The organism is Ruegeria sp. AM5, from assembly GCF_056540645.1.
On record NZ_JBQFXC010000012.1, the window covers coordinates 15,247 to 40,549 of the forward strand.

A 25,303-nucleotide genomic window follows, 5' to 3' on the forward strand; every position below is an offset into this window, starting at 1 on the left:
GCGCCGGTGACCATTGAGCGGCCGCATTAGTCCGCAATGCGGTCATTGGCGCAAAGCGCAGCGAATGCCTGCTTTCCGCCCGTTTCATTAGAATAACAACGCGTTCTTGCGCAAACAGTACTCGCGCAGCCTGCTCCGCTGCACCTGTTTTGGGGCAGCGGGATTTGGACAAGCCAAACGCCCCTGGCCATCAGGGGCAAGGCGCTGCCTTCCCCCTCGGGCAACCCTATTAGACAACACCGTGTCCTCGGCTACGCCTGCGAGCCGCACCACTATTGTCGAATAGCATTGCCTCGCCCCCATCCGCGTTCGCCACGTGGCAGATCAGCAGGAACAGGCGCCTTCGGCGACTGATCTGCAAATCGGCCCTGATTTTCCCAATGGAGAAGTCAGGATCATTGAAACCGGTCTAGGTGCTGGATGGAAGGATGTGAGGCGAAAATGGAAAGGTTCTGTCGCTGGTGGCAGAACTATTTGTCGCCTGACAAGGGTTTAAGTGGCGGACCGAGGAGGATTCGAACCCCCGACCCCTTGATTCGTAGTCAAGTACTCTATCCAGCTGAGCTATCGGTCCGCGTTGGTGAGGCGGTGTTTAGACCTGAGGCCGAGGGCGCGCAAGTCGATTCTTCAAAAAAACTTCAAAAAGTCATATCGCCGCGTGGAAGCCTTATTTCAAAGGTGGTTCCATCAGGCCCTGTGTCTTTCAGAAACAGGTCTCCGCCGTGACCCCGCACCAATTCTTGCGAAATCGCAAGCCCAAGTCCCGAGCCGCCTTTGCGAACACCACCCTGAAATGGTGTAAACAGATTCTCTCGGGCCTTAGGGGGCAGGCCTGGACCCGTATCGCTGATTTCGATGCACCAGTCGGTTTCAAGCTCAGATGCAGACACCGTTACGCGCCCCGCCTTACCCGAGACCAGAAGTGCTTGCCGGGCATTGCGCACAAGATTCATGACAACCCTGAAAATCTGTTCCGGGTCGGCACGGATAACAAGATCTTCGGGTACGTCGTTCACAATCTCAACGCAGGCATCGGCAATGGCGAGTTGTTCGCTGGCGACAACATCTGCGGTAACGTCCCGCAAGCGCACCATGGTCAGGGTTGGGGCTGGTTCTTCGGCGCGTCCGAACGCCAAGGTGCTTTCGCACAAAGAAACCGCCCGCGTGATCGAATTGACAAGTTTGGGTGCCATTCGCGCCACCAGGGGGTCATTGCTTGCTTCAATTCGATCGGTAAACAGCTGAGCAGACGTCAGAATGTTGCGCAGATCGTGGCTGACCTTGGCCACCGCCCCGCCCAACTGGGCCAGACGTTCACGTTGTTTCAGGGCCTGGGTCAGATCGGTTTGAAGCATCTGCAGGGCCTCTTCGGCCTCGCGCAGTTCGGTCACCTTTGAATTGGGGGAGATGATGCCGCGCGCATCCTCAGGTGCGCTGGCATAGCGCTGCATGTAGCCAACAACGCTTTTGATCGGACGCACCAGTACCACGCGCACAGCCAGAAACAGGAACGAGGCCGTTATGATTGAGATCACAAAGGACAGCCCAAGGATGCGGAGCCCATAATCCGTCATGGCCATGCGCAAGGGCTCACTGTCCATTGTCACCTCGATCAACAATCCTGCGTCTTTGACCGGCGCGCCAATCACACGAATGACCTCGTTTTCGGGGGTAAACAGCCTCGAGACCGCATCACGGATCAGCACCCAAGCGCTGGCATTACGCAAATCAAAGGTTTTGGTGATCTGGGTCGGGATCGGTGAAGACAGCATGAGCTGACGCACCTCGTCGCGGCGCAATACGACGTTATAGACCCCCGCATTTGACAGCAATTCCGCTTCAAGCTCATCAGCCAGCATATCGTCGGCCAACAAAGCAAGCGAGGCGATCTGGGCGCGTTCCAGCCGGTTCAGCAGAAAATCTTCTCGGAAGCGCGCGATCGAGGGCACAAAGATCAGTACTTCGGCCAACATGACGAAGACCGTCGTCAGGATCAGAAATCGGCCCGACAGCGAGTTCACTTTGCGCTCCTCCTTGGGTCAGGGAATCCAGCGCTGGACGAACCTGACCACTCTTTTAACCATTTGATTCTCAAACAGCCTTGGAGAGAAATAGGCCCCTGCCACACGTTTGTTAAGCTCTCCGACCGTTGGGTAAGGCGAAACCATCGCTGCGATCTGACCCATCTTGAGATTATTGGCCAGCGCCAGCGACCACAAGTTGATCAATTCTCCGGCCTGATATCCGACGATTGTCGCGCCCACTGGTCGGCCCTTTACGACCATCACCTTGATGAACCCCTTGGTCTTGCGCTCGGAAACTGCGCGGTCATTGTGGTGATAGTCGAACCGGGCAACCTCCACCGCGTCGCCATGCTGTTCACGGACTTGTGCCTCGGTCAGGCCGACCTGTGCCAGTTCGGGATCTGTATAGGTGGCCCATGGGATATGAGCGGTCTTCGCTTTCGACGGAAGCCCAAATAAGGCAGAGCGGATTATGATCCCCGCATGATATCCGGCGACATGGGTAAATTGCAGCCCACCTGCAACATCACCAATGGCATAGACCTTGCGATTGCTCGTGCGTAAAGAGTCGTCCACCTTGATGCCTGCCCGCGTGCTGTCGATCCCGGCAGCGTCGAGGTTCAGACGGTCGATATTGGCCTTGCGTCCGACGGCCAGCAACAGATGAGAGCCCGCGTAGACCTCATCATTCTCAGTGACCACCTCAATGGTGCCTGCATTTTCTCGGATCTGGGACACCATGGCGTTTTCATGGATTTCGACACCTTCAGTCCGAAGGCTGTACTGCACGACGGCTGCAGCTTCAGGGTCGTCTTTGCCCAGCGCACTAAGGCCCTCGATCACGGTCACTTTGCAGCCCAGCCGGATATGCGCCTGCGCCATTTCCATGCCGATAGGACCTCCGCCGATGATCAAAAGGTGTTCGGGCTTGTCGCGCAGGTCGAATATTGTCTCGTTGGTGTAATACGGCACCTGATCCAACCCGGGCAGTGGCGGTACCAAGGGCGATGAACCGGTGGCCACCACGACGCGTCGGGCGGTGATCAGATGATCTCCGGCCTGTACCTGCGTGGGTGAGATGAAACGACCGTACTCCCGGATTACCTTGACGCCAAAGCCCTCAAAACGCTCCTGACTGTCCATGGGTTCGATTTGAGCGATGACGTTTTGCACGTGTTCTTTGGCGGCTGCATAATCCACCCGTGGCGTCACATCCGCGACACCAAAAGCCGACGCGTGGGCCTGAGCATGTGCAGCCTTGCCGCTGGCGATCAGAGCTTTGGATGGGACACAGCCGAAGTTCAGGCAATCCCCACCCATCTTGTGGCCTTCCAGCAGGATGACATCCGCACCCATCTGGCTGGCCCCGGCGGCTACAGACAACCCGCCTGACCCGGCCCCGATCACCAGGATATCGGTTTTCAACTCTTGCATGGATCAGGAGCCCTTTCGACCACGGAGGGATTTGATGACAATCGGCAGCGCTGCCAGCGCGCACAAGCCAATAATTGGCCCGATCACGAAGGGTTCCCATAACAGCGAGACATCCGGGGTTTCGCCGCGATCAAAGACACCACCCAGCCCAACACCGATCCAGGTATAGACAATCCCACCAGGGATGATGCCCAGCGCCGTCGTAATCAGGAAGTTTCGGAACTTTACCCCAACCAATGCGGGCACCAGATTGGCAACGAAGAAGGGCACCACAGGTACAAGACGCAGCAGGAACAAAACCGAGATTTCATTCTCACGTAGCCCGTCCTTCAGTTTCTTGACCGTCCCTTCCGAGGCTTCAAGCTTGGCGGTCAGAGATTCACCCAAACCCCAGCGTGCGGCTAGAAAGATCGTCGAAGCGCCTATGGTTGCGGCAAAAACATTAAAAACCGTTCCTGCAAGCAACCCGAACAGGAACCCACCGGTCATCGAAGCAACCGCAGCGCCAGGCAGCGAGAAGGCAACAATAATGATGTAAATCCCCACGAAAGCCGCAGCCATCGCCCAGTAGTTTGAATCGCGCCAGGCCAGCAAAGCCTCGCGATTGTCGCGCAGGGTTTCAAAGGTCAGATAGTCGCCCAGCGCAAAGAACCCCACGGCGGCAACGGCGAGAATCACCGCCAAAGGGATATGACGTGCCAGCCCGTTGCGCGGGATCTTGGTGGTTTCGTTCATCTGGGTAGCAGGTTCTTGTTCATTCATCTTGCCCACAACATGCGCCGCCCGCGCGCGCTGCAACAGAGGCCTCACGGGGCCTTGATGTTTATGGCACTTAATGTGAGGGATACGCGCTCTGAACCCGGTTTTTGAAATCTTTTGCCCGGGCAGATTACAGATTTGTTGCAAAACGCACCAAAACCCCCACCTAGGGGTTTGACTTACCCCCCGCTACCCAGTAGAGGACGGGCTTCGAACACTAGGGCTAGGCGAATCCGCGCCGCACCCACCGCTATAGATTGGAGACGGAGCGATGAAACGCACCTATCAGCCTTCGAACCTGGTTCGCAAACGCCGCCACGGTTTCCGCGCGCGCATGGCCACCAAAGCCGGCCGCAAAATCCTGAACGCACGTCGCGCACGCGGCCGTAAGTCGCTGAGCGCATAAACCGCTCGACCTTTCAGGTTATGAACATGACGCCGCCGGAGGCCCCTGAGGATGGTAACAACCAGCCGAGGGTGATGCCCCCGGCGGCGTCCGTTTGCGCATCTGAATCATTGACCGTACTGCAGAATCGCTCGGACTTTCTGAAAGCCGCGCGGGCCAAACGGCAAGGCACTGCATCGATGATGGTGCAGGCGCGTAAACGTGGCGCTGATGAGGCTGCGGGCATTCGCATCGGGTTCACCTGCTCAAAGAAGGTCGGCAATGCCGTCGCCCGCAACCGCGCCAAACGCCGCCTGCGTGAAGCCGCGCGGGCCGTATTACCTATTCATGGGCATGCGGGCTGGGACTACGTGTTGATCGGCCGCGCCGAGGTTACCGCTGCACGGCCCTTTGATGCGCTGAAAGACGATTTGCGCTATGCGCTGCGCAAAATACACGGGGGTGGCAAATGACCCTCTTTGCCCATCTCCTCGCCCTGCCCGTCCGGGCCTACCGGTTGATCTTCAGCCCCTGGGTTGGATTTAACTGCCGCTATCAGCCGACTTGTTCCGCCTATGCACTGGAAGCGCTTGATAAACACGGCGCCATCAAGGGCGCATGGCTGGCGGCGCGCCGGATCGGGCGCTGCCATCCGTGGGGTGGCGATGGCTATGACCCTGTGCCCGACGACGAACGATCCTGACCCTTGCCCGGTTCACCCAACTGCGATAGGCCCCGCCCATGTTTGATGAAGCCGACGATATCCATCCGCTTTTTGCCGGTGCGCCTTCAACCACCGAGTTCAAGAAGCTGCGCAAGCGCATCGTGCGCCAGACGCGCGAGGCCATTGAGCAGTACGGCATGGTGGACCGCACCGCCGAAGGTAAAACACCCCGCTGGTTGGTCTGCCTATCCGGCGGTAAGGACAGCTATACCCTTCTGGCGGTGCTCTACGAACTGAAATGGCGCGGTCTGCTGCCCGTGGATCTTCTGGCCTGCAATCTGGATCAGGGGCAACCGGGGTTCCCGGCAACAGTCCTGCCAGAATTCCTAGACCGTATGGGGGTGCCACATCGGATTGAGTATCAGGACACCTATTCCGTTGTGATGGACAAAGTTCCGCAGGGCCGCACCTATTGTGCGCTGTGTTCACGCCTGCGTCGGGGCAACCTCTATCGTATCGCGCGCGAGGAAGGCTGTTCCGCAGTTGTGCTTGGCCATCACCGCGATGACATCCTTGAAACCTTTTTCATGAACCTGTTCCATGGCGGTCGTCTTGCAACCATGCCACCAAAACTGGTGAATGAAGAAGGTGATCTGTTCGTCTATCGCCCGCTGGCCCATGTGGCCGAGGCGGATTGCGAGAAATTCGCCAAGGCGATGAACTATCCCATCATACCCTGCGATCTGTGCGGCAGTCAGGACGGGCTGCAGCGCCAACAGGTCAAGCAAATCCTCGATCAATGGGAAAAGAACAGCCCCGGTCGGCGGCAAGTGATGTTTCGGGCATTGACCAATGCCCGGCCTTCGCATCTTCTGGACCCGAAACTGTTTGATTTTGCAAACCTTTCGATCGATCCGATTCAAAAAGACGAAAATTCAGACGAAATTCCCCAGTTACGTTAACGCCTGACTCAGATTGATTTCCTACGGTTGGCTTGCGCGATCCTAGCCCAAGCTGAAGGCCGTAAAATCTATGCGGAAATTCCTCTTTGTCGACCGTTGTTCCGAAACACTGCGGATACTTCTCACCGGACCGCAGGTTCTGGCCTTTATTCCTGCGGCGTGTTTAGCCGCCTTCTGGTTGGGCGGTGAACGGGCGCTTGTTACCACAGCGTTGGGGTTGCCTCTTGCTTTTGCCGTCATCGGAAATTGGGGAAGCCGTTCTTATACAGCCCACAATTCAGGTATGCGCCCCAGCGGCCTGGTTCCATATGACGTATTCCAATCAGAGTTGGAGGCGTTGAGTGAATCGGTCAGCAAATCAGGTGAGAATGCCGCCTGTATCGCAATTGCTTTGGACGGCTATGCCGACCTTCAGGATCTGCACGGTCAGGCTGCCGCCACTCATGTAAAGCAGCAATTCAGTGATCGCATCCTGTCGATCATCCGAAATCAGGACATCTTTTCGCAGATCGATCAGAACCGGTTTCTCATTGGCCTGCATCCCTCCCCACATCTTGATCTGGAAGCCTGCATTCAAATGTCTGGCCGCATCCAAAGCGCAGTCGAAGAGCCACTTTTGTTGAATGGCACAGGAGTTTACCAATCCTGCTCAATCGGGTTCTGCCTGCATTCAGACCTGCGACAGGCCGAGGCTGATGAGTGGATTGGCGCCGCCACCGCTGCACTGTCCGAGGCGCAAAGAAGCGGTCCCTCCACCATACGCGCCTATTCAACCGCGACCCGTCGGCGATCCCTGGTCCGAGCCAATTTGAGAAAAGAGTTCGAGGCGGCATTGGACAATGGAGAGATTCGGCCCTGGTTTCAGCCTCAGGTTTCAACGGATAATGGGAACATCACAGGGTTCGAGGCTTTGGCAAGGTGGGAGCATCCAATAAAAGGTGTTCTCGGCCCGCAGGTATTCCTGCCCTTCGCGGAGCAAGCCGAACTGATGGAGCGGCTAGGTCAAATCATGCGTCACCATGTTTTTGAAGCGATGCAAGCTTGGGATCGTGCAGCATGCGTTGTGCCCCGGATCGGTATCAATTTCTCATCCGATGAGTTGCGCAATCCCGGCTTGATCGACCGCCTGAAATGGGAGTTGGATCAGTTTGATTTGACACCGGATCGGCTGGCGGTTGAGATTCTGGAAACCGTGTTCTCTCGCAGGCCGGATGACGTGATCACCCGGAATGTAACCGGCATGGCTGCGCTTGGATGTTGTATCGACCTGGATGACTTTGGCACCGGACATGCTTCAATCGCCTCTATTAAGCGGTTTGACGTCTCGAGGATCAAGATTGATCGGACGTTTGTCACCAAATCGGATCAGGATCCCAGCCAGCAGCAACTGGTCAGCGCCATTCTGACCATGGCTGAACGCCTGAATCTCGAAACGCTCGCTGAAGGTGTGGAAACGCCCGGCGAACACGCGTTGATGGCGCAATTGGGCAGTAACCACGTTCAGGGGTTCGGAATTGCAAAGCCAATGCCATTTGAGCAGACCCTGGATTGGATCGCGGCGCATCGTGCCAAGATCAGGGGTGCATCCAAGATCGGTCGCAAAATGGGATGAAATCTGCAATTACGGTGCGCCAAATCCAGCGCCGGAGCGATTTGATGGGCGATTCCGCTTGACCTTTGGGGCTGCACTCTGTTGAACCCACCGGGTGTGTTTCACTGCTCAAGGTGGCTGTCCCCGATGGACGATCAGAACAAAAATCTCATCCTTGCAACCGCGCTCAGCTTTCTGGTGATCCTTGTCTGGTTCGTGCTGTTCCCACCGCCGGAATCAACCACGACGCAGGACGCTGCAGAAATTGCAGCTCTGGAAGGCGACGAGGTGCAAACACCCAGCGCGACCAGCACCGTGGGTGAAGCCACAGCGACCGCCGAGGAAACACTGCCAGAGGAACAGGCCCCTCGCGTCAACATCGACACCCCCCGTCTGAAAGGCAGCCTGTCCCTGTCCGGCGGGCGGATCGATGAGCTGTTTCTGAAAGATTACAAAGTCTCGATCGAAGAAGGCGCGCCTATTGTTGAGCTGCTGTCTCCGGTTGGTTCGGAATCGGCTTATTATGCCCTTTACGGCTGGGCACCGGGTACAGGGGTTGCAGGTGCGGATGTCCCGGGCCCCAACACGCTCTGGACATTGGAAGAGGGTGAGACGCTTGGCGTAGACAACCCCATCACGCTGGCCTGGGACAATGGCAATGGCCTGACTTTCCGCCGCACCATCGCGGTCGACCAGGACTACATGTTCACAGTTACCCAATCGGTTGAAAACGCGACCCAATCCGAGGTGGGCATGGCCCCCTATGGCATTCTTGCACGCCACGGTATTGGTGAAGATGGCGACCTTCCGGGCCTGAAAAACTTCTTCATCCTGCATGAGGGTGTGATCGGCATGGCGGACGGCACGCTGTCAGAAGTTGACTATGGTGATGTCCGCGATTTTGACATCGACCCGAACGAACGGGCGCAGGCCGAGGTCTATCAGGTCAAGGAAGACGGCTGGATCGGCTTCACGGATCACTACTGGATGACCACGCTGATCCCAGAGCCGGGCTCGACCTTCAAAGCAGCCGCAAAATATGACTCGCGCCGCAAAATCTATCAAACCGAAACGGTGCTGCCGACGCTGACCGTAGCGCCGGGTGAGACTGCTGAAGTGACCACACGCCTGTTCGCTGGTGCCAAGGAATGGGAAGCCATTCGGGAATACCAGGCAGAAGGCGTACAGAAATTCATCGACAGCATCGACTGGGGCTGGTTCTTCTTCCTGACCAAGCCGATCTTCTGGCTGCTGCACAACATCAATCTGCTGATCGGCAACATGGGCTGGTCGATCATCGGCCTGACCCTGATCATCAAGGCGATCCTGTTCCCGCTGGCGTTCAAATCCTACGTTTCGATGGCCAAGATGAAGGAACTGCAGCCCCAGATGGAGGCCTTGAAAGAGGCCGCAGGGGATGACCGCCAGAAGATGCAGCAAGGCATGATGGAGCTGTACAAGAAGGAAAAGGTTAACCCGGCCGCAGGCTGTTTGCCGATCCTGATGCAGATCCCCATCTTCTTCTCGCTGTACAAGGTGATTTTTGTCACCATCGAACTGCGTCAAGCCCCATGGTTTGGCCCGTTCCAGGACCTCAGCGCTCCGGATCCGACCTCAATCTTCAACTTCTTTGGCTGGCTGCCTTGGGCGGCACCGCAGCCTGAAAGCTTCATGGCGCTGATCTTTATCGGTATCCTGCCACTGCTGCTGGGTATCTCGATGTGGCTGCAGCAGAAACTGAACCCGGCACCGACCGATGCAACACAGGCGATGATCTTTGCCTGGATGCCATGGGTGTTCATGTTCATGCTGGGCGGATTTGCCAGCGGTTTGGTGGTCTACTGGATCGCGAACAACACGATCACATTTACCCAGCAATACCTGATCATGCGGAGTCAGGGCTATACGCCCGATGTATTCGGCAACATCAAATCAGGCTTCAAACGAACGCCAAAGACGGACGACAAATGAGCGGTTCGGTCACCAGCATTTGGCGGCACCCGATCAAAAGTCACGGGCGTGAACGCCTTGATCGCATTACCATGATCCCCGGGCATACCATGCCCGGGGATCGTGTTTGGGCGGTTGCACATGAGGCGTCGAAAGCGGATGGATCGGAATGGGCACCCTGCGCCAATTTCAGCCGAGGCGCGAAGGCCCCTCAGTTGATGGCAATCTCGGCGCAGCTGCAAGGCGACTCGGTCACGCTGAGCCATCCCAATCGCCCCGATCTAAGCTTTGAGCCCGACGTGCAACAGGATACCTTTCTGGACTGGGTCAAACCGCTGATGCCTGCAGATCGCGCTGCGTCTGCCCGCATTGTCCGCGCCGCTAATCGCGGCATGACGGACAGCGATTTTCCTTCGATCAGTTTGTGCAACATGTCGTCGCATCGGGCGGTCGAACAGAAGCTAGGCAGGGATCTTTCTATCGCTCGCTGGCGCGGAAATATCTGGTTCGATGGCCTGCCGCTGTGGAATGAGTTCGACTGGATTGGCCGCGACATCCGGATCGGCGAGGCCGTTTTTCATGTGCGCGAACGCATCACGCGGTGTTTGGCGACAACCGCCAACCCTGAAACGGGTGAGCGGGATGCCGACACACTGGGTGCGCTGAGCAGCTGGGATCATCAGGATTTTGGCGTTTATGCCGAAGTTCTGGAAGGCGCCACCATTCACACCGGTGACGAGGTTCAGGTTCTATGACCACACTTCCCTTTCCACTAGCTGAAACTCCAGATGAATTCGCAACGGAAACCGGTCGAAAGCTGTTTGCCGGGCCATCCGAATTCGTCAAAGGCGTCGTTGCCATGGATGGCCTGCCTGCCCCCGATCGGCTGGAGGTATGTTTCGCCGGGCGTTCGAATGTCGGTAAATCCAGCTTGATCAACGCGCTAACGGGCACCAAGGGGTTAGCACGTGCCTCGAACACGCCGGGGCGTACACAAGAGATCAACTTTTTCACGCAAGGGCCTGAACTCTATTTGGTCGACCTGCCAGGGTACGGCTATGCGAACGCGCCGGTGAAGGTCGTGGAAAAATGGCAACGTCTGCTGAAACAGTATCTGAGTGGACGTCAGACCCTGCGCCGTGCCTTCGTCCTGATCGACTCGCGCCACGGGGTGAAACCTGTGGACGCCGAGATCATGAAGCTGCTGGATACCAGCGCAGTGACCTTTCAATGCGTTCTGACAAAGGCCGACAAGGTCAAAGCAAAAGACCGGGAAAAGGTGCTGGACCAGGTACGCGCCGCGCTTTCAAAACATCCTGCGGCATTCCCGGAGATCGTGTTGACCTCATCCGAGAAGGGCGACGGCATTCCGACCCTGCGTTCGATCATTGCGCATCTGGAGTGACGCTGTTCAGCAATATACAAGTCATGAGCTAAGGAAGCCGGGTCGCGCCCATCGGGTACGGCCCGTTCAGATTGGCTGTTTCCGCGATCCGGTCTTGGCACCATCCTCCAAACGCCCTAACACAGGGTCCCAGAGGGACAATCAGCCATGAAGACACGAGATATGAACCGGGATTGGATCGCCACCGCCGCCACATTGAACAGCGCCCTGCCCTATCTGCAGCGATACGACGGTGCGATTGTCGTCATCAAGCTAGGTGGCCACGCCATGGGCAGCGACGAAGCCATGGAAAGCTTTGCGCGCGATGTGGTGCTTATGCGTCAGGTTGGCGTAAACCCGGTCGTCGTGCACGGCGGTGGCCCAATGATCAATGCGATGCTCGACAAACTGGACATCCAGTCCGAGTTTGTGGGTGGTAAACGCGTGACGGACAAAGCCACAGTCGAAGTGGTCGAAATGGTCCTGTCGGGCCTTGTGAACAAGCGGATCGTGCAGGCGATCAATGCGCAGGGTGGCATGGCTGTGGGTCTGTCGGGCAAGGATGCCCATTTGATGATGTGCGAACAGACCGACGCCTCGCTCGGGTTTGTCGGCACACCGTCCGAGATGAACCCCAAAGTCCTGCATGACCTGTTTGCGCATGATGTTATCCCTGTGATCGCGCCGCTGGGCGCAGGTCGGAATGGCGAAACCTTCAATGTGAATGGCGACACTGCAGCCGGGGCGATCGCCTCAGCTCTTAAGGCAGACCGCCTGCTGCTGCTGACCGATGTAGCGGGCGTCAAGAACGCAGCAGGCGATGTCGTGACCGAGCTCAAGGCTGGCCAAATTCGTGAGATGACGCGTGAAGGCACTATTGCGGGTGGGATGATTCCAAAAACCGAAACTGCGCTGGACGCGCTGCATAATGGCGTTCGGGCGGTCGTTATTCTGGACGGGCGCGCGCCAAATGCGGTGTTGCTCGAACTGTTTACGGAACACGGTGCTGGATCCTTGATCCGTCCTGATTAACGCCATAGTGATCTTCAACATCTTGCACCGGGCATTAACATGCCCGATTGTGAATGTATGGAGAACGAGCCCCTATTTCGCCTAAGCGTGTTTTTGATCCTGTTTGTTTTGTTTGCGGCGGCAGAGACAATTGCGCCAAAACGCTTACGAACCTGTCCGCGAAAAAATCGGTGGCTAACCAATCTATCAATCACTGTTTTGAACACACTGATGCTCAGGACTATGGCGATTGGGTTGCCCTTATTGGCAGTTGGCGCTGCCATTGATGCCGGGAAAAATGGATTGGGCGTTTTTAATTGGCTCGCCTGGCCAGGGTGGGTTGAGCTTATTCTGTGTGTGCTGATTCTGGACTTTGCAATCTGGCTACAGCATCTGATTACCCACAAGGTGCCAATCCTTTGGCGGCTACATCGTGTGCATCACGCCGACCGAGACATGGACGTCACTACTGCAGTCCGCTTTCACACTGTTGAAATCGCGTTGTCCATGATCCTGAAAATCGGGCTAATCTATCTGCTCGGCGCCAGCGCCCTGGCTGTGATCCTGTTCGAGATCCTTCTCAATGGCACAGCGTTGTTCAATCATTCAAACTTGAAGCTCCCCCTTGCCCTTGACGCTGTGGTACGTAGGATTCTTGTGACACCCGATATGCATCGCGTACATCATTCGGTATTCCGAACAGAGCATGACAGCAATTATGGCTTTGCACTGTCTATCTGGGACCGAATGCTGGGGACTTACATCGCACAACCTCGGGACGGGCACGAACAAATGAGCGTGGGATTGGAATGGCAGGACGATCGACCAACAAAACTGGGCTGGAGCCTGGCTCTGCCCTTCCGCCGTTGACGACCTACGCCAATGTCGAACGAGCAGCCGCTCAGGTTGGGCTGATAGTTATGGGTGCACTTCATCCAAGGCCCAGTGAAGCAAAGCAACTTAATGACGGAACCCTGATCCTTCTGGGGGCTGCGGGGGCATTCTGGCCTGCTCTGAAGGCCTCGGCTGAGTGGCAGGATGGCCAACCCGACCCGGTTGATCGCTGGTCCAGACGGGTGATCGGCCAGCTTGCGCAGGACATGAGGGGCACCGCCTACTATCCGTTCGGCGGCCCACCATACGCACCCTTCATTGACTGGGCACTTAAGTCCGGTCGCACCTTCAGCAGTCCGGTCGGGGCTCTGGTGCACGATACGGTAGGGATGATGATATCATTCCGTGGTGCGTTGCATTTTGCGGATGAGCTTTCAATTCCATCCGTGTCTCAATCGTCACCTTGCACAGAATGCCCCGCGCCTTGTGCAACAACCTGTCCGGTTGGGGCATTGAACACCCACAGCTTCTATGACGTGGCAGCCTGTCATGATCATCTCGATACCAAGACGGGACACAGCTGCATGAATAAAGGCTGCCTTGCCCGGCTCGCCTGCCCTCTCAGCGCCGGCGCAGAGCGCCAGCCAGAGCAATCTGCGCATCACATGAAAGCATTTCACCGATCATGACCCGCACACTGATCCTAATGCGCCATGCCAAGTCCAGTTGGGGCGATCCCTTTGCCGAAGATCACGACCGCCCGTTGAACAATCGAGGACGCAAATCGGCCCCCGCGATTGGGGCGTGGCTGCAAAGCAATGGCTGGCTGCCGGATGACGTTATCTGCTCAAGCGCCAAGCGCACCCGGGAAACGTGGGACAGGCTGGGGCTGAGCACCCCGGAAATCCGCTTTACCCCCGCCTTGTATCTGACAGGCTCCGATGAGATGTTCGCCGAATTGGCCACAGCCACCGGCAATACCGTACTCATGCTGGGGCATAATCCCGGCATCGCTGCATTTGCAAATCGGCTGGTACGCAACCAGCCCGATCATTCGAGATTCTACGACTATCCGACTTGTGCAACGACTGTAATCCGGTTCGATATCCCCGACTGGAATGCGCTCGAATGGCATCAGGGTGAGGTTCTGGGCTTCACGATCCCACGCGAGCTGCTGGAATAGAAAAAGGCGAGGTCGACACCCCGCCTTCTTGGTTTTCTGATCCGAATTTAGTGTCCCAGAATCTGGCTGAGGAACAACTTGGTCCGTTCGCTCTGCGGGTTGTTGAAGAACTCTTCCGGTTCGTTCTGCTCCACAATCTGACCGGCATCCATAAAGATCACGCGGTTGGCGACCTGGCGGGCAAAGCCCATCTCGTGGGTCACACACAGCATGGTCATGCCTTCCTCGGCCAGCTCGATCATGGTGTCGAGCACCTCTTTGATCATCTCAGGGTCCAGCGCCGAGGTTGGCTCATCGAACAACATGATCCGCGGCATCATGCACAGCGAGCGGGCTATCGCCACACGCTGCTGCTGGCCACCCGATAGCTGTCCGGGATACTTGTCGGCCTGCTCAGGGATCTTCACCTTTTCCAGGAAATGCATCGCGCGCTCTTCGGCCTCTTTCTTGGGCGTCTTGCGCACCCAGATCGGGGCCAGCGTGCAGTTTTCCAGAATGGTCAGGTGCGGGAACAGGTTGAAGTGCTGGAACACCATGCCAACCTCGGACCGGATCTTGTCGATGTTTTTCAGGTCATTCGACAGCTCGGTCCCATCCACAATGATCGTGCCCTGCTGGTGTTCCTCCAGCGCGTTCAGGCAGCGGATCAGGGTGGACTTGCCCGACCCCGACGGCCCCGCGATCACGATCCGCTCGCCCTGATTGACGGTCAGATTGATATCGCGCAGCACGTGGAAGGCCCCGTACCACTTGTTCATATTGGTGATTTCGATGGCGATTTCGTCGCTCACCTGCATTTTGGAGCGGTCGATTTCGCGTTCAATTGCAAGTTCAGACATGTGTTGAACTCCTTAACGGTGGCCAGTCTGAAGCTTGCGCTCCAGGTACATGGAATAACGGGACATGGAGAAGCAAACCACGAAGAACAGAACGCCGATAAAGGCAAACAGTTCCCAGTAGACGCCGTTCCAGGCGGTATCGGCGCGGATGCCGTTGGTCAGGCCAATCACGTCGAACAGACCGATGATCGAGACCAAAGTCGTATCCTTGAAAATACCGATGAACGTGCTCACGATGCCCGGGATCGAGATTTTCAGCGCCTGTGGCATGATGATCAGCCGTTGCGCCTGCCAGTAGTTCAGGCCCAGACTGTCTGCGCCTTCGTACTGACCACGCGGCAGGGCAGCCAGACCACCCCGGATCACCTCGGCCATATAGGCAGCCGAGAACAGGGTCATCATGATCATCACCCGCAGGATGATGTCAAAATTAGTGCCCGGCGGCAGGAACAGGTTCAGCAACAGCGATGCCACAAACAGCAGGGTAATCAGCGGCACGCCCCGAATGAACTCGATAAAGCCCACGCACAGGTATTTGACGATCATCAGATCGGACTGACGACCCAGCGCCAGCACGATACCGATAGGCAGCGAAACACCAATGGCCACGACACCCAACAGGATCGCTAGCATAAAGCCACCAAAGTCGCGGCTTTCCACCGGCGCGATACCGATCGGAATGATTGCATTGATTGCGTCAGCCACGGAACCGGCAGCAAACAGCCACCATAGTATGGGCAGCGCAATCGCAAGGATAATCGCGGCAAGAGACCCGGCAACCGGAAGCGCAAACTTGTACGCGAAATACCCGATGGCAAATCCGGCGGCGACCATGAGCGGCCCCCAGATCGACCCACCCCACATCAGCCAAGGCAGCAGGAACGGATAAGCCGCCGTTACAATCAACAGCTTACGCGGCACCTTGGTGAACAACACCGGCGCAATAGCAACCAACAACAGGATGAAGGTCAGGTTCGGACGGAAATAGGCCGGCCATGCCCCTGTTTCAGGCGGGTTCGACCATGTGGCATCCGGATGCGCCGGATACGGCGGATAGAACCCATATAGCAGCTGTAGCCAACGATCCTTGATCACACCCCAGCAGGCATGACCATGCGTATCGCCCCACGTAGCCATCATGATCTCACGACATTCCGACAGGGAATTGGCGTTCCAAACGGATTCGAACGTCCAGGACAGGATGTTGGAGAGCACATAGTAGATGAAGACCAGCGAGACGATTGTCAGGATGGCGTTCAGCCAGCTTGAAAACAGGTTATGCTTGATCCAGCCCAGTACACCGACCTCGGAGGCGGGTGGTGCCTGTTCCGGCAACATTTCCGTGCGGACAAATGAAACATCACTCATATTACCGCTCCACCAGTTTGACACGGTTGTTGTACCAGTTCATCACCGCCGAAATGCTCAGCGAGATGGACAGGTAGACCAGCATCAGCAGCAGAACGCATTCCAGCTCGCGACCGGTCTGGTTCATGGTGATGCCACCCAGCGTACCCGTGATGTCCATATATCCGACCGCGATCGCCAGCGACGAGTTCTTGGTCAGGTTCAGATAGTTCGAGATCATTGGCGGGATGATCACCCGCAACGCCTGCGGCAAGATCACCAGACGCATGGTCCGCCCCGGGCGCAGGCCCAGTGCGGATGCAGCCTCGGTCTGACCTTTGGAAATAGCCAGAATACCAGCGCGCACGATCTCGGCGATGAATGCCGCAGTGTACAGCGACAGGGCCAGCCACAAGGCAATCAGCGAGTTACGAAGGTGGGTACCGCCGCTGAAGTTGAAGCCTTTCAGCTCAGGGTAGCCCAGGTGAAAACCCAGAACGCCCAGCAGGATGGCTGACGGCACGAACAAAAGGCCCAGTTGGATGTGCCAGATGGTCGGGCGATCGCCGGTCTTTTCTTGCGTTGAATTGGCCCAAGCCGAAACCTTGCGCATCGCAAAGATGCTGCCGCCAAACACGATCAGGAAGGCGATCAGGTCAAGCGAAACATCAAAGCGCAGGCTTGATGTACCGAAAAGGTGGATATCGCCCAATCCGCGCGAGAACAGAAACTCGGGGATATAGACCCCGCGATTTGTGACCGCGACCGTGCCAAAAAGATCCATCGTGGCTTCTGGGTTTTCACCTCGGAAGGCGCGCGGTGCTGGCAGGCTTTCAATCAGGATCGCCATGGCGAACACGATCCAAAGCAGCACTGGAACGTTACGGAACATCTCGACATAGACCGTCATGATCCGCGCGATCAGCCAGTTATTCGACAGGCGCAAAACACCGACCATGACACCGATGATCGTTGCTGTGATACAGCCCAGAACTGCAACAACCAGAGTGTTTAGCAGGCCTATAAACGCCGCGCGCAGATGTGTATCGCGCGAGTCGTATTCCAGCAGGCGTTGGTTGATGTCATAGCTGGCCGGTTCGGCAAAAAAGTCGAACCCGACTGTTCTGCCCAGCGTTTCAAGGTTCTGAATGGTGTTGTTGATAATCCAGGCTGCCAGAAGCATGAAACCGATCATCGCTATGACCTGAATGGTCGCAGATCGGTACCGCGTATCATAAAGGAGCATGGACAGCCGGAAGTGCTCCTTCGGCGGGTCAGTGAGTGTCGTCATGACCTATGTATATCCCCGTGCATCCCGGATGTTGGCAGAGTTTGCCTCTGCTCAGATCGTTCCGGGCGTGTTTCTTATGGAAGGAAAAAGGGCGCGGGTTCCCCCGCGCCCTTTTCCGTGGATCTTAGCGGAAAGGCGGTGCGTACAGCAGGCCACCATCGGTCCACTGTGCGTTCAGGCCGCGTGCCAGACCGATCGGGGTTTCCTCGCCGATGTTCTTGGCAAACACTTCGCCGTAGTTACCGCCGACTTTGATCGCGCGCTGTGCCCAGTTCGCGTCCAGACCCAGCATCTCACCCAGCGTACCTTCGGTACCCAACAGGCGGTTTACCTCTGGGTTGTCGGTGGCACCGCTGGACATCTCGTCGATGTTCGCCGAGGTTACACCCAGTTCTTCCGCTGCGATCAGTGCGTTCAGGGTCCAGCGGACCACATCGCCCCACTCGTGATCGCCATGACGGACCAGCGGGCCCAGCGGCTCTTTCGAGATGATTTCGGGCAGGATCACGTGGTCGCCTGCGTTTTCAAAGGTGGCGCGCGTAGCAGCCAGACCCGATGCGTCGGTGGTGTAAACGTCACAGGCACCAGCCAGATACTGCTGCTGCGCTTCGGCGTTAGTTTCGATCGGAACCGGCTCGTAGCTCATGTTGTTGATGCGGAAGAAATCCGCCAGGTTAAGCTCAGTTGTGGTGCCGGTCTGGATGCAAACGGTTGCACCGTCCAGTTCCTTGGCCGAGCTGACGCCCAGTGCCTTGGGAACCATGAAGCCCTGACCATCGTAGTAGTTGATGCCGACGAATTCGAACTTCAGGTCGACGTCGCGGCTGAAGGTCCACGTGGTGTTACGGGCCAGCATGTCAATCTCGCCCGAAGCCAGCGCGGTGAAACGTGTTTTACCGGTGGTCGGGATGAACTCAACGGCGCTTGGGTCGTCCAGAACGGCAGCGGCTACCGCGCGGCATACGGCCACGTCAAAACCCTGCCACTCACCATTGGCATCGGGGCTGGCAAAGCCGGGTACGCCGGTTGCGACGCCGCAGTTCAGCTTGCCGCGGGCTTTCACGTCGTCAACGGTACCCGCTGCAGCTGCGCCAGCAGCCAGGCCGGCAATGGTTGCCACGCCCAAAATTACGGATTTTTTCATTTTTACCTCTTCCTGATTTTCCATCCCTGAATGGAACGGTTCGATCCGGCGCATAGGCGCCAGAAAGGTTACCCAAAAGGTGTCTCCCCTTTAGTGGCCCGAGTTTGGGCGTATTCATCAACAAACGTCAAGGGCTGGATCAGGGAAAACGATAGGTCTTTTCTGCCAGAATCGGACACAAATTCACGATTTGACGAGAATCCGTCTCAGAACGAGAGGTCAAAGAACTGCTTTGCGTGCAGAAAGGCGGCCCGTTTCACTTCGGCGGCAGCATGTGCCTCATCGTCGTGGCCCCATTGTTCGATCTGCCAAAGCTCGTCCAGCCGAGAAATGCGCCATATCTCGTCCGGTTTGCGCCAATTCTGCGCAGCGGCAAAACCAAGAATCAATGACCCCGACAGGCTGACGAGGTCATGAAACGCCGCCAGCTGGAACGCATTCAGTCCATGCACCCGGTCACGCAGGCCTTGCAGCACCTCGGCAGCTTGCGGTTGATGCACCACCCCTGCACGCGGGATCAACCGCGCGCCCAGCGCGTCCGCAGCCCAATCCAATGCAGGATCCCAGGCCTCGGACTGCCGCTGCTGCAACGTTTCGGGATGGGTCGCCCGATAACACAGCAGATCCGAGTCGCCGTAATCGGCCAGCATATCGGCAACCTCACCATGCTGGTGCCGCACCTTGTCGATCGCCGCATTGGCCGAACGGGTGAATGGCATCGTGGTCGGATCGATTTCCTTTTCCTGTGCATCCCATTCCCGTGCAACGGCCTCGGCCATGGCACGCGTGGGCAGGTCCAGCGCAGCCTTGGCGGGCGTTTTGACGCGTCGACCATCCAATTCAACCGTATAGCCCACGTCGGTCTCAACGACCGTGCTTGTCGTCCAGAAGCGTTTGGGTTTCCAGTCGCTCATCTCTTTAGCCCCAGATCTTGGCCAGTGCGCCTGGCAATTCTTCGAATGTTTCGATCACATGTGTCGCAGCCGTCAGTACCCGACGATCGTGATAACCCCAGCTGACACCGATCCCGGCAACTTGCGCGGCTGCGGCCATATCCATGTCAAAGCTGGTGTCGCCCACCATGACGGCTTGCGCAGCCGGCACGCCCGTTTCAGCCAAAGCTGTTTCTATCATCGACGGGTGCGGCTTGGACGGATGGTGATCTGCTACCTGACGAGTAATAAAATGCTGCTGCAACCCATGCCCTTCAAGCAGCGCATCAAGCCCGCGCTGAGACTTGCCTGTGGCCACTCCCAATAGTACCTCGGGCTGAGCGTGAAGTGCCTCAATCACTTGGCGCGCACCGGGATAAAGCGGCGAGCTTGCGGCGCCCTGCTCCAACCTTTGCGCGTGATAGGCCTGCTTATATCCGTCAACCAATGCGCTTTGTATCCGTTCGGACTGATCTGCTGCCAGACGCGCCATTGCATGGGGCAGAGATAAACCGACGATGGACAGGATGGCGTCACGATCCGGGACCGGCAGTGACTGCGCCTGAAAACAGGCGGTCATTGCCGAAACAATGGCACCCTGACTATCGACCAGAGTGCCATCCACATCAAACAGGACCAGCCGCAATGGGGCGTTCATCGCAACTCCTCAAACGGATCATCTGCAGCGAGGTCTTCGGTCCAGCCTAGCGTATCCCAGCTGTGTTTCATATGATCCGGTAAAGGCGCCGTAAGCGAGATGTGTTTGCGGGTCATCGGGTGTTCAAAGGACAGGCTGCGGGCGTGGAGATGCAGCTTTTTGCTGATGATACCTCCCAACTGCGCGCCCCAGCCATCGCCGAGGTTTTCCTGCCCCGAACCGCCATATTTCCCATCGCCTATTATCGGATGGCCGATCGCAGCCATATGCGCACGCAACTGATGAGTTCGCCCCGTCACCGGCTCCATCGCGACCCAGGCTGCCCGCCCTGCAACGCGATACAGCGTTGCATAGAGCGTATGCGCACGTTTCGCGCCGGGCGTATCGTTCACTTCGCTCGGATGAACAGCGATCATCTTCTCGCCTTCGCCATGCTTGCCATGCCCCGGTGCCTTGACCAGCCCGGTCTTGATTTCGCCCAGGTACGGAGTTGGAACACCAGCTACCAGCGCCCAATAGATCTTTTGGGTGTTTCGGTGCCGGAAGGCTGCTGTCAGCCCTTTGGCGGCCTCGCGCGTACGGGCCATCAGCAGAACGCCAGATGTGTCCTTATCCAAACGATGCACAAGGCGCGGGTTCTCGTCATACCCAAAACGCAACGCTTCGGACAGGCTGTCCACATGGCGGGTTTGACCGCTGCCACCCTGAACTGGCAAGCCATGCGGCTTGTTCAGCGCCAGCACGTGATCGTCTTTATAAATCACGCAAGACTGGATCATCTTTGCGTCAGCGTCCGAAACACGATGCTTTACGACAGCGGGCTTATGGTCGGCGTCTGGCAGCGGCGGCACGCGCACAGACTGCCCGGCCTCTAGCCGCGTCGAAGCTTTGACCCGACTGCCATCTACGCGCAGTTCACCCTTGCGGCACATCTTCTCGATCCGGCCCTGGCTGACATGAGGAAACAGGCGGCGCAGCCAACGATCCAGCCTCTGGTCGCCATCGCCCTCTGCTACGGTGATCACCTGTACGCCGCTCATGCCATTGCCCCTTGTTCCGCACGGCTGATCCGCCCGGATTGTGCTTGTTTCAGTGCCTTAGAAATCATGCGCGTCTGTCGCGCGCATCGGGTGCAGAGTCAAGTCTAGCCCTGATTGCGTTGCGTTCTCAGCTTGGCGAAGTATTCCAGCCGTTTTTTCAGCTCGCGCTCAAAACCACGCTCTACCGGCTGATAGAGAACCGGGCGCTTCATATCATCCGGGAAATAGTTCTGACCCGAGAACCCATCTTCGGCATCGTGGTCATAGGCATACCCTGCACCATATCCCTGATCCTTCATCAGCGATGTCGGAGCGTTCAGGATATGTTTGGGTGGCGGTTCACTGCCCGATTGCTTGGCCAGCCGCATCGCCGCCTTATACCCCACATAGGCCCCGTTCGATTTCGGAGCGAGAGCCAGATACACCAACGCCTGCGCCAGTGCCAACTCGCCCTCGGGCGAGCCCAGCCGTTCATAGGTTTCCCAACTGTGCAGGCAGATCGATTGCGCCTGAGGATCGGCCAAACCGATATCTTCAACCGCCATCCGCGTGATCCTCCGCGCCAGATAGCGCGGGTCTTCGCCGCCGGTCAGCATCCGCGCAAACCAATACAGCGCCGCGTCAGGGTCCGATCCACGCACCGATTTGTGCAGGGCTGAGATCAGATTATAATGCTCATCCCCCGATTTGTCGTATTTTGCGGCCCGCCGCATCAGGCGCGTCGACAATGCATCCGGGTCCAGATCGGCGTCCACTTTCCAAGCAGCTACCTGTTCAATCAGGTTCAGTAGTGCGCGACCGTCGCCATCCGCCATCTCCTGCAGCGCCTCGCGGGCGGCAGACGTTAGTGGCAAGGCGCGGTCAAGCTCTTTCTCGGCGCGTTGTGTCAAACGCTCAAGATCAGCAAGGCTAAGGCGTTCCAGAACCAACACCTGAGACCGGCTGAGTACCGCCGCGTTTAGCTCGAAGGAAGGGTTTTCGGTCGTCGCGCCAACCAGGAGGATCGTGCCGTCCTCCATATGCGGCAGAAACCCGTCCTGTTGCGCTTTATTGAAACGGTGGATTTCGTCAACAAATAGTAAGGTGCCCTGCCCGTTCTGACGACGGATTTTAGCAGCCTCAAATACCTTCTTCAGATCCGGCACACCGGTAAAAATCGCGCTGATCTGTACGAAATGCAGATCGGTCTCCTGCGCCAGCAACCGGGCGATGGTTGTCTTTCCTACACCCGGCGGGCCCCAGAAGATCAGGCTGGACAGGCTACCTGACGCGAGCATCACCCCCAATGGCGCATCTGGTCCCAAAACCTGCTCTTGCCCGATCACCTCAGACAGGGATTGTGGGCGCAAGCGATCCGCAAGCGGCCTGTGCGGCGAAGCGGTTGGTTCCGCAGAACCGGTATCGAACAAGTCACTCACGGATCACAACCGAAACCGCAATGAGATTAACCGGCTTCCCCGCTCAATCTCCATCTGTACCCGGCGACCTGGATCGGTCAGGGCCTGAACGATATCCTCCGGTGTCTCGGTTCTGGTTCCGTTGATACCTTTTACGACATCGCCCACACGCAATCCTGCGCGGCCGCTATAGCGGCTCGGATCAACCACCACGACGCCGGTCTGAGACAGCGACAAGCCAAGCTTTACGATCACCGCCGGATTTACGCCCGAAACGATCAGACCTGGCATGACCGTATCCTCGTCCAGCGTAGTCTCATCCGCCGCAGGCGTTTCAGGCGGTTTGATCAGCGCCACTTCAATATCCGAGCGGTCTTCGCCCCGCAGCCGAGTCAGGACCGACTTTCCACCCACCCCGGCAACAGCCATGCGAAATTTCATCTCGGCCGGAGAATTCACCTCGTCCCCGTCGACATGGGTGACCACATCGCCGACCCGCAGACCCGCTTCTACCAGCGGACTCAGTTCATGTAAGTCAGAAATCACCACACCGAGTGGGATGGCCATACCCAGAGACTCGGCTATATCCGCGCTCATGTGTTGACCGGCCATTCCTGCCCAAGGACTTACGAAGCTTTCGTTGCCAGACTGCGCCTGCCGCAGGAATTCGGCTACCAAATTGGCCGGAATGGCAAAGCCGATACCGTTCGACCCGCCCGAGCGGGTCAGGATTGAAGTATTGATACCAATTAGATCGCCATTCACATCGATCAGCGCGCCACCGGAATTGCCCGGGTTGATCGCCGCATCGGTTTGAATGAAGTACCCTCTTGCGTTTCCGGTTGCGGTTCCTGTGCGCGCCAGCCCTGAAATAATACCTGACGAAACAGTTTGGCCAACGCCGAAGGGGTTGCCAATCGCCAGCGTCAGCTCTCCTACTTCAACCTGATCGGAATCGCGCATCTGCAGGAACGGCAGATCGCTTGCCTCATTCAGCCGCAAGATTGCAATGTCGCTTTCTTTGTCACCCAGAACGACTTCGGCAGTGAATTCACGACGGTCGGTAGTCACGACCTGAATTTCCGATGCCATCCCCACAACGTGGTAGTTTGACACCACATACCCATCACCAGTGAGGATCACGCCAGAGCCGAGCGAATTCTGCACACGGGGGCGTGGCGTCCCAAATCCACGGCCAAAGAAGTCCTGAAAGAACGGGTCAGAAAACAGTGGATTTGCCCGCCCTTCGCGCACAATCTTGGCGTAGATGTTCACAACCGCCGGGGCAGCCTGCTTTACGACAGGGGCGAACCCGAGGCTGATTTCGGTCTGGCTTTTTGGTACCTGCGTCTCCGCGGCTGCCGGTATTGCGCCCATCAGCAATACTAGGGAACACAATAGTCTTAGCATCATCGGCCCTCCGGCAATATCGCCAACCGGATATGCGGGGCCGATGCAAAGATTGCAAGCGACATAACCCGCTGCCTTCGACAATGCTGAGGACCTACCGCTTTCTTTTGAGCTATTCGCACAAATATCCTGCTTGAGCATTATGGCTTCGCAAAGCGTTGCAAAAGTTTCACAGGGAATTGTGCTATGTGTTGGACTTGGCGCTGAATCCAATCAGAGGGAACGACCATGCACAAAGACCGGGAATTGACCTTTGCAACGGCCCTTGCCTCTCATCATCAAAATAAGAGCTTTGTGCGGGAAGAGCACGCCCACGAGTATTACCAGGCCTCACTACTGAGTGCCGTCATGCAGGGAGTCTATGACGGGACTGTTTCCATCAGTCAGCTGCTGGAACACGGAGATTTCGGTCTCGGTACCTTCAACGCCCTGGACGGAGAAATGGTGGTGCTGGATGGTGTCGCTTATCGCCTGGATGGGGAAGGCAAAGCGACAATTGCGGATAACGGCGCGCTGACACCATACGCAGCCGTCATTGACTTTGAACCAACGATTTCGCTCGCGTTGGATTCTCCGATTAACAAATCCGGTTTCGAGGAGGGTTTGGATGACATGGCCGATGCAAAGAACCTGTTTTATGCGGTTCGTTTCACCGGATTGATCAAACACATTAGGTATCGAAACGTGTTGAAACAGGAACGGCCATACAAACCTTTGCTGGAAGTGGTCAAAACGCAGGCCGAATTCGAATTGGATGATGTTGATGGAACCATTCTTGGGTTCCGCTGCCCTGACTACGCGGTCGGGATCGGCGTTCCGGGTTACCACTTGCATTTCATCTCTGACGACCGGACTACCGGTGGGCACGTTCTTGATTACACATTGACCCGGGGAAAGATCGAAATTGATCACACCTCTTCATTGCATCTGGAACTGCCAGAGACAGAGGATTTCTCTGACGCCAATCTATCCGCAGGAGCGTCGGCAGATGGCATTCTGAAAGCCGAAAGCAATTAGGTTGCGCCCAATTTGGACGTCCGAAAGGTACAAAAGAAAACCCCCGC

At 57.1% G+C, this 25,303-nt stretch carries 25 protein-coding genes and 1 tRNA gene; 13 read left to right on the plus strand and 13 right to left on the minus strand.

Going from position 1 to position 25,303, the window contains the following annotated elements; all coding sequences use genetic code 11:
* Window positions 1–497: 497 nt before the first annotated feature.
* The 4 genes from ACR0AH_RS18665 to ACR0AH_RS18680 all read right to left on the minus strand — a co-directional run bounded on the left by ACR0AH_RS18665 (window position 498) and on the right by ACR0AH_RS18680 (window position 4,220).
* Window positions 498–574, minus strand: a tRNA-Arg gene (locus ACR0AH_RS18665).
* A gap of 64 nt (window positions 575–638) precedes the next feature.
* Window positions 639–2,021, minus strand: coding sequence for a sensor histidine kinase (locus ACR0AH_RS18670; RefSeq protein ID WP_480439421.1), 1,383 nt, complete (start codon window positions 2,019–2,021; stop codon window positions 639–641).
* A gap of 18 nt (window positions 2,022–2,039) precedes the next feature.
* Window positions 2,040–3,458 (minus strand): dihydrolipoyl dehydrogenase family protein, encoded by a 1,419-nt coding sequence (locus ACR0AH_RS18675; RefSeq protein WP_480593217.1) that lies wholly within the window; start codon window positions 3,456–3,458, stop codon window positions 2,040–2,042.
* 3 nt (window positions 3,459–3,461) lie between these two features.
* Complete coding sequence (locus ACR0AH_RS18680) at window positions 3,462–4,220, minus strand: TVP38/TMEM64 family protein (RefSeq protein WP_480459796.1); 759 nt, start codon at window positions 4,218–4,220, stop codon at window positions 3,462–3,464.
* A 268-nt stretch (window positions 4,221–4,488) separates the two neighbouring features.
* On the opposite strand from ACR0AH_RS18680, the gene rpmH reads away from it, so the two are divergent.
* From rpmH to ACR0AH_RS18740, 12 genes are all read left to right on the plus strand, one after another.
* Complete coding sequence (gene rpmH, locus ACR0AH_RS18685; RefSeq protein ID WP_005980833.1) at window positions 4,489–4,623, plus strand: 50S ribosomal protein L34; 135 nt, start codon at window positions 4,489–4,491, stop codon at window positions 4,621–4,623.
* A 26-nt stretch (window positions 4,624–4,649) separates the two neighbouring features.
* Window positions 4,650–5,075, plus strand: a complete 426-nt coding sequence (gene rnpA / locus ACR0AH_RS18690; protein WP_170392869.1) for a ribonuclease P protein component — start codon at window positions 4,650–4,652, stop codon at window positions 5,073–5,075.
* On the plus strand, window positions 5,072–5,305 hold the full coding sequence (gene yidD, locus ACR0AH_RS18695) for a membrane protein insertion efficiency factor YidD (protein ID WP_170567405.1): 234 nt from the start codon (window positions 5,072–5,074) through the stop codon (window positions 5,303–5,305). Before rnpA ends, yidD begins: the two co-directional genes overlap by 4 nt.
* A 38-nt stretch (window positions 5,306–5,343) precedes the next feature.
* Window positions 5,344–6,228, plus strand: a complete 885-nt coding sequence (gene ttcA, locus ACR0AH_RS18700; RefSeq protein WP_170508729.1) for a tRNA 2-thiocytidine(32) synthetase TtcA — start codon at window positions 5,344–5,346, stop codon at window positions 6,226–6,228.
* A 70-nt stretch (window positions 6,229–6,298) separates the two neighbouring features.
* Complete coding sequence (locus tag ACR0AH_RS18705; RefSeq protein WP_480593219.1) at window positions 6,299–7,840, plus strand: putative bifunctional diguanylate cyclase/phosphodiesterase; 1,542 nt, start codon at window positions 6,299–6,301, stop codon at window positions 7,838–7,840.
* Window positions 7,841–7,966: 126 nt separating this feature from the next.
* Complete coding sequence (gene yidC / locus ACR0AH_RS18710) at window positions 7,967–9,790, plus strand: membrane protein insertase YidC (RefSeq protein WP_170737482.1); 1,824 nt, start codon at window positions 7,967–7,969, stop codon at window positions 9,788–9,790.
* Window positions 9,787–10,524: an MOSC domain-containing protein gene (locus tag ACR0AH_RS18715; RefSeq protein WP_170733981.1), complete on the plus strand. Its 738-nt coding sequence runs from the start codon at window positions 9,787–9,789 to the stop codon at window positions 10,522–10,524. Before yidC ends, ACR0AH_RS18715 begins: the two co-directional genes overlap by 4 nt.
* On the plus strand, window positions 10,521–11,174 hold the full coding sequence (yihA, locus tag ACR0AH_RS18720; protein ID WP_170392875.1) for a ribosome biogenesis GTP-binding protein YihA/YsxC: 654 nt from the start codon (window positions 10,521–10,523) through the stop codon (window positions 11,172–11,174). The genes ACR0AH_RS18715 and yihA overlap by 4 nt, the downstream gene beginning before the upstream one ends.
* A gap of 147 nt (window positions 11,175–11,321) precedes the next feature.
* Entirely contained in the window at window positions 11,322–12,185 is an 864-nt protein-coding gene (argB, locus tag ACR0AH_RS18725; protein WP_170508738.1) for an acetylglutamate kinase, read from the plus strand.
* A gap of 57 nt (window positions 12,186–12,242) precedes the next feature.
* Window positions 12,243–13,034, plus strand: a complete 792-nt coding sequence (locus ACR0AH_RS18730) for a sterol desaturase family protein (protein WP_480593221.1) — start codon at window positions 12,243–12,245, stop codon at window positions 13,032–13,034.
* On the plus strand, window positions 12,974–13,687 hold the full coding sequence (locus ACR0AH_RS18735; RefSeq protein ID WP_480593223.1) for a ferredoxin: 714 nt from the start codon (window positions 12,974–12,976) through the stop codon (window positions 13,685–13,687). The genes ACR0AH_RS18730 and ACR0AH_RS18735 overlap by 61 nt, the downstream gene beginning before the upstream one ends.
* The gene (locus tag ACR0AH_RS18740; RefSeq protein ID WP_480593225.1) at window positions 13,684–14,181 is read left to right on the plus strand and encodes a SixA phosphatase family protein; all 498 of its coding nucleotides are present in this window, start codon (window positions 13,684–13,686) and stop codon (window positions 14,179–14,181) included. Before ACR0AH_RS18735 ends, ACR0AH_RS18740 begins: the two co-directional genes overlap by 4 nt.
* 47 nt (window positions 14,182–14,228) lie before the next feature.
* Here the strand turns inward: ACR0AH_RS18740 and ACR0AH_RS18745 are convergent, their stop codons facing one another.
* The 9 genes from ACR0AH_RS18745 to ACR0AH_RS18785 form a co-directional block, all read right to left on the minus strand.
* Window positions 14,229–15,020, minus strand: coding sequence for an amino acid ABC transporter ATP-binding protein (locus tag ACR0AH_RS18745; RefSeq protein WP_304621965.1), 792 nt, complete (start codon window positions 15,018–15,020; stop codon window positions 14,229–14,231).
* A 12-nt stretch (window positions 15,021–15,032) separates the two neighbouring features.
* Entirely contained in the window at window positions 15,033–16,388 is a 1,356-nt protein-coding gene (locus ACR0AH_RS18750) for an amino acid ABC transporter permease (protein WP_170392880.1), read from the minus strand.
* 1 nt (window position 16,389) lies between these two features.
* Window positions 16,390–17,658, minus strand: a complete 1,269-nt coding sequence (locus ACR0AH_RS18755) for an ABC transporter permease subunit (RefSeq protein ID WP_170392881.1) — start codon at window positions 17,656–17,658, stop codon at window positions 16,390–16,392.
* 124 nt (window positions 17,659–17,782) lie between these two features.
* On the minus strand, window positions 17,783–18,802 hold the full coding sequence (locus ACR0AH_RS18760; RefSeq protein ID WP_170392882.1) for an amino acid ABC transporter substrate-binding protein: 1,020 nt from the start codon (window positions 18,800–18,802) through the stop codon (window positions 17,783–17,785).
* 206 nt (window positions 18,803–19,008) lie between these two features.
* Window positions 19,009–19,716, minus strand: coding sequence for an ATP12 family protein (locus tag ACR0AH_RS18765; protein ID WP_170392883.1), 708 nt, complete (start codon window positions 19,714–19,716; stop codon window positions 19,009–19,011).
* A 4-nt stretch (window positions 19,717–19,720) separates the two neighbouring features.
* Window positions 19,721–20,392 carry an HAD-IA family hydrolase gene (locus ACR0AH_RS18770; RefSeq protein WP_170392884.1) on the minus strand — a complete coding sequence of 224 codons (672 nt, stop codon included), beginning with the start codon at window positions 20,390–20,392 and terminating at the stop codon, window positions 19,721–19,723.
* The gene (locus tag ACR0AH_RS18775; protein WP_170515921.1) at window positions 20,389–21,432 is read right to left on the minus strand and encodes an RluA family pseudouridine synthase; all 1,044 of its coding nucleotides are present in this window, start codon (window positions 21,430–21,432) and stop codon (window positions 20,389–20,391) included. The genes ACR0AH_RS18770 and ACR0AH_RS18775 overlap by 4 nt, the downstream gene beginning before the upstream one ends.
* A 104-nt stretch (window positions 21,433–21,536) precedes the next feature.
* The gene (locus ACR0AH_RS18780; RefSeq protein WP_170392886.1) at window positions 21,537–22,850 is read right to left on the minus strand and encodes a replication-associated recombination protein A; all 1,314 of its coding nucleotides are present in this window, start codon (window positions 22,848–22,850) and stop codon (window positions 21,537–21,539) included.
* Window positions 22,851–22,853: 3 nt separating this feature from the next.
* On the minus strand, window positions 22,854–24,239 hold the full coding sequence (locus ACR0AH_RS18785) for a trypsin-like peptidase domain-containing protein (RefSeq protein ID WP_480593227.1): 1,386 nt from the start codon (window positions 24,237–24,239) through the stop codon (window positions 22,854–22,856).
* A gap of 228 nt (window positions 24,240–24,467) precedes the next feature.
* Here ACR0AH_RS18785 and budA point away from each other — a divergent pair, with 228 nt between their 5' ends.
* Entirely contained in the window at window positions 24,468–25,256 is a 789-nt protein-coding gene (gene budA / locus ACR0AH_RS18790) for an acetolactate decarboxylase (protein WP_480593229.1), read from the plus strand.
* Window positions 25,257–25,303 lie beyond the last annotated feature (47 nt).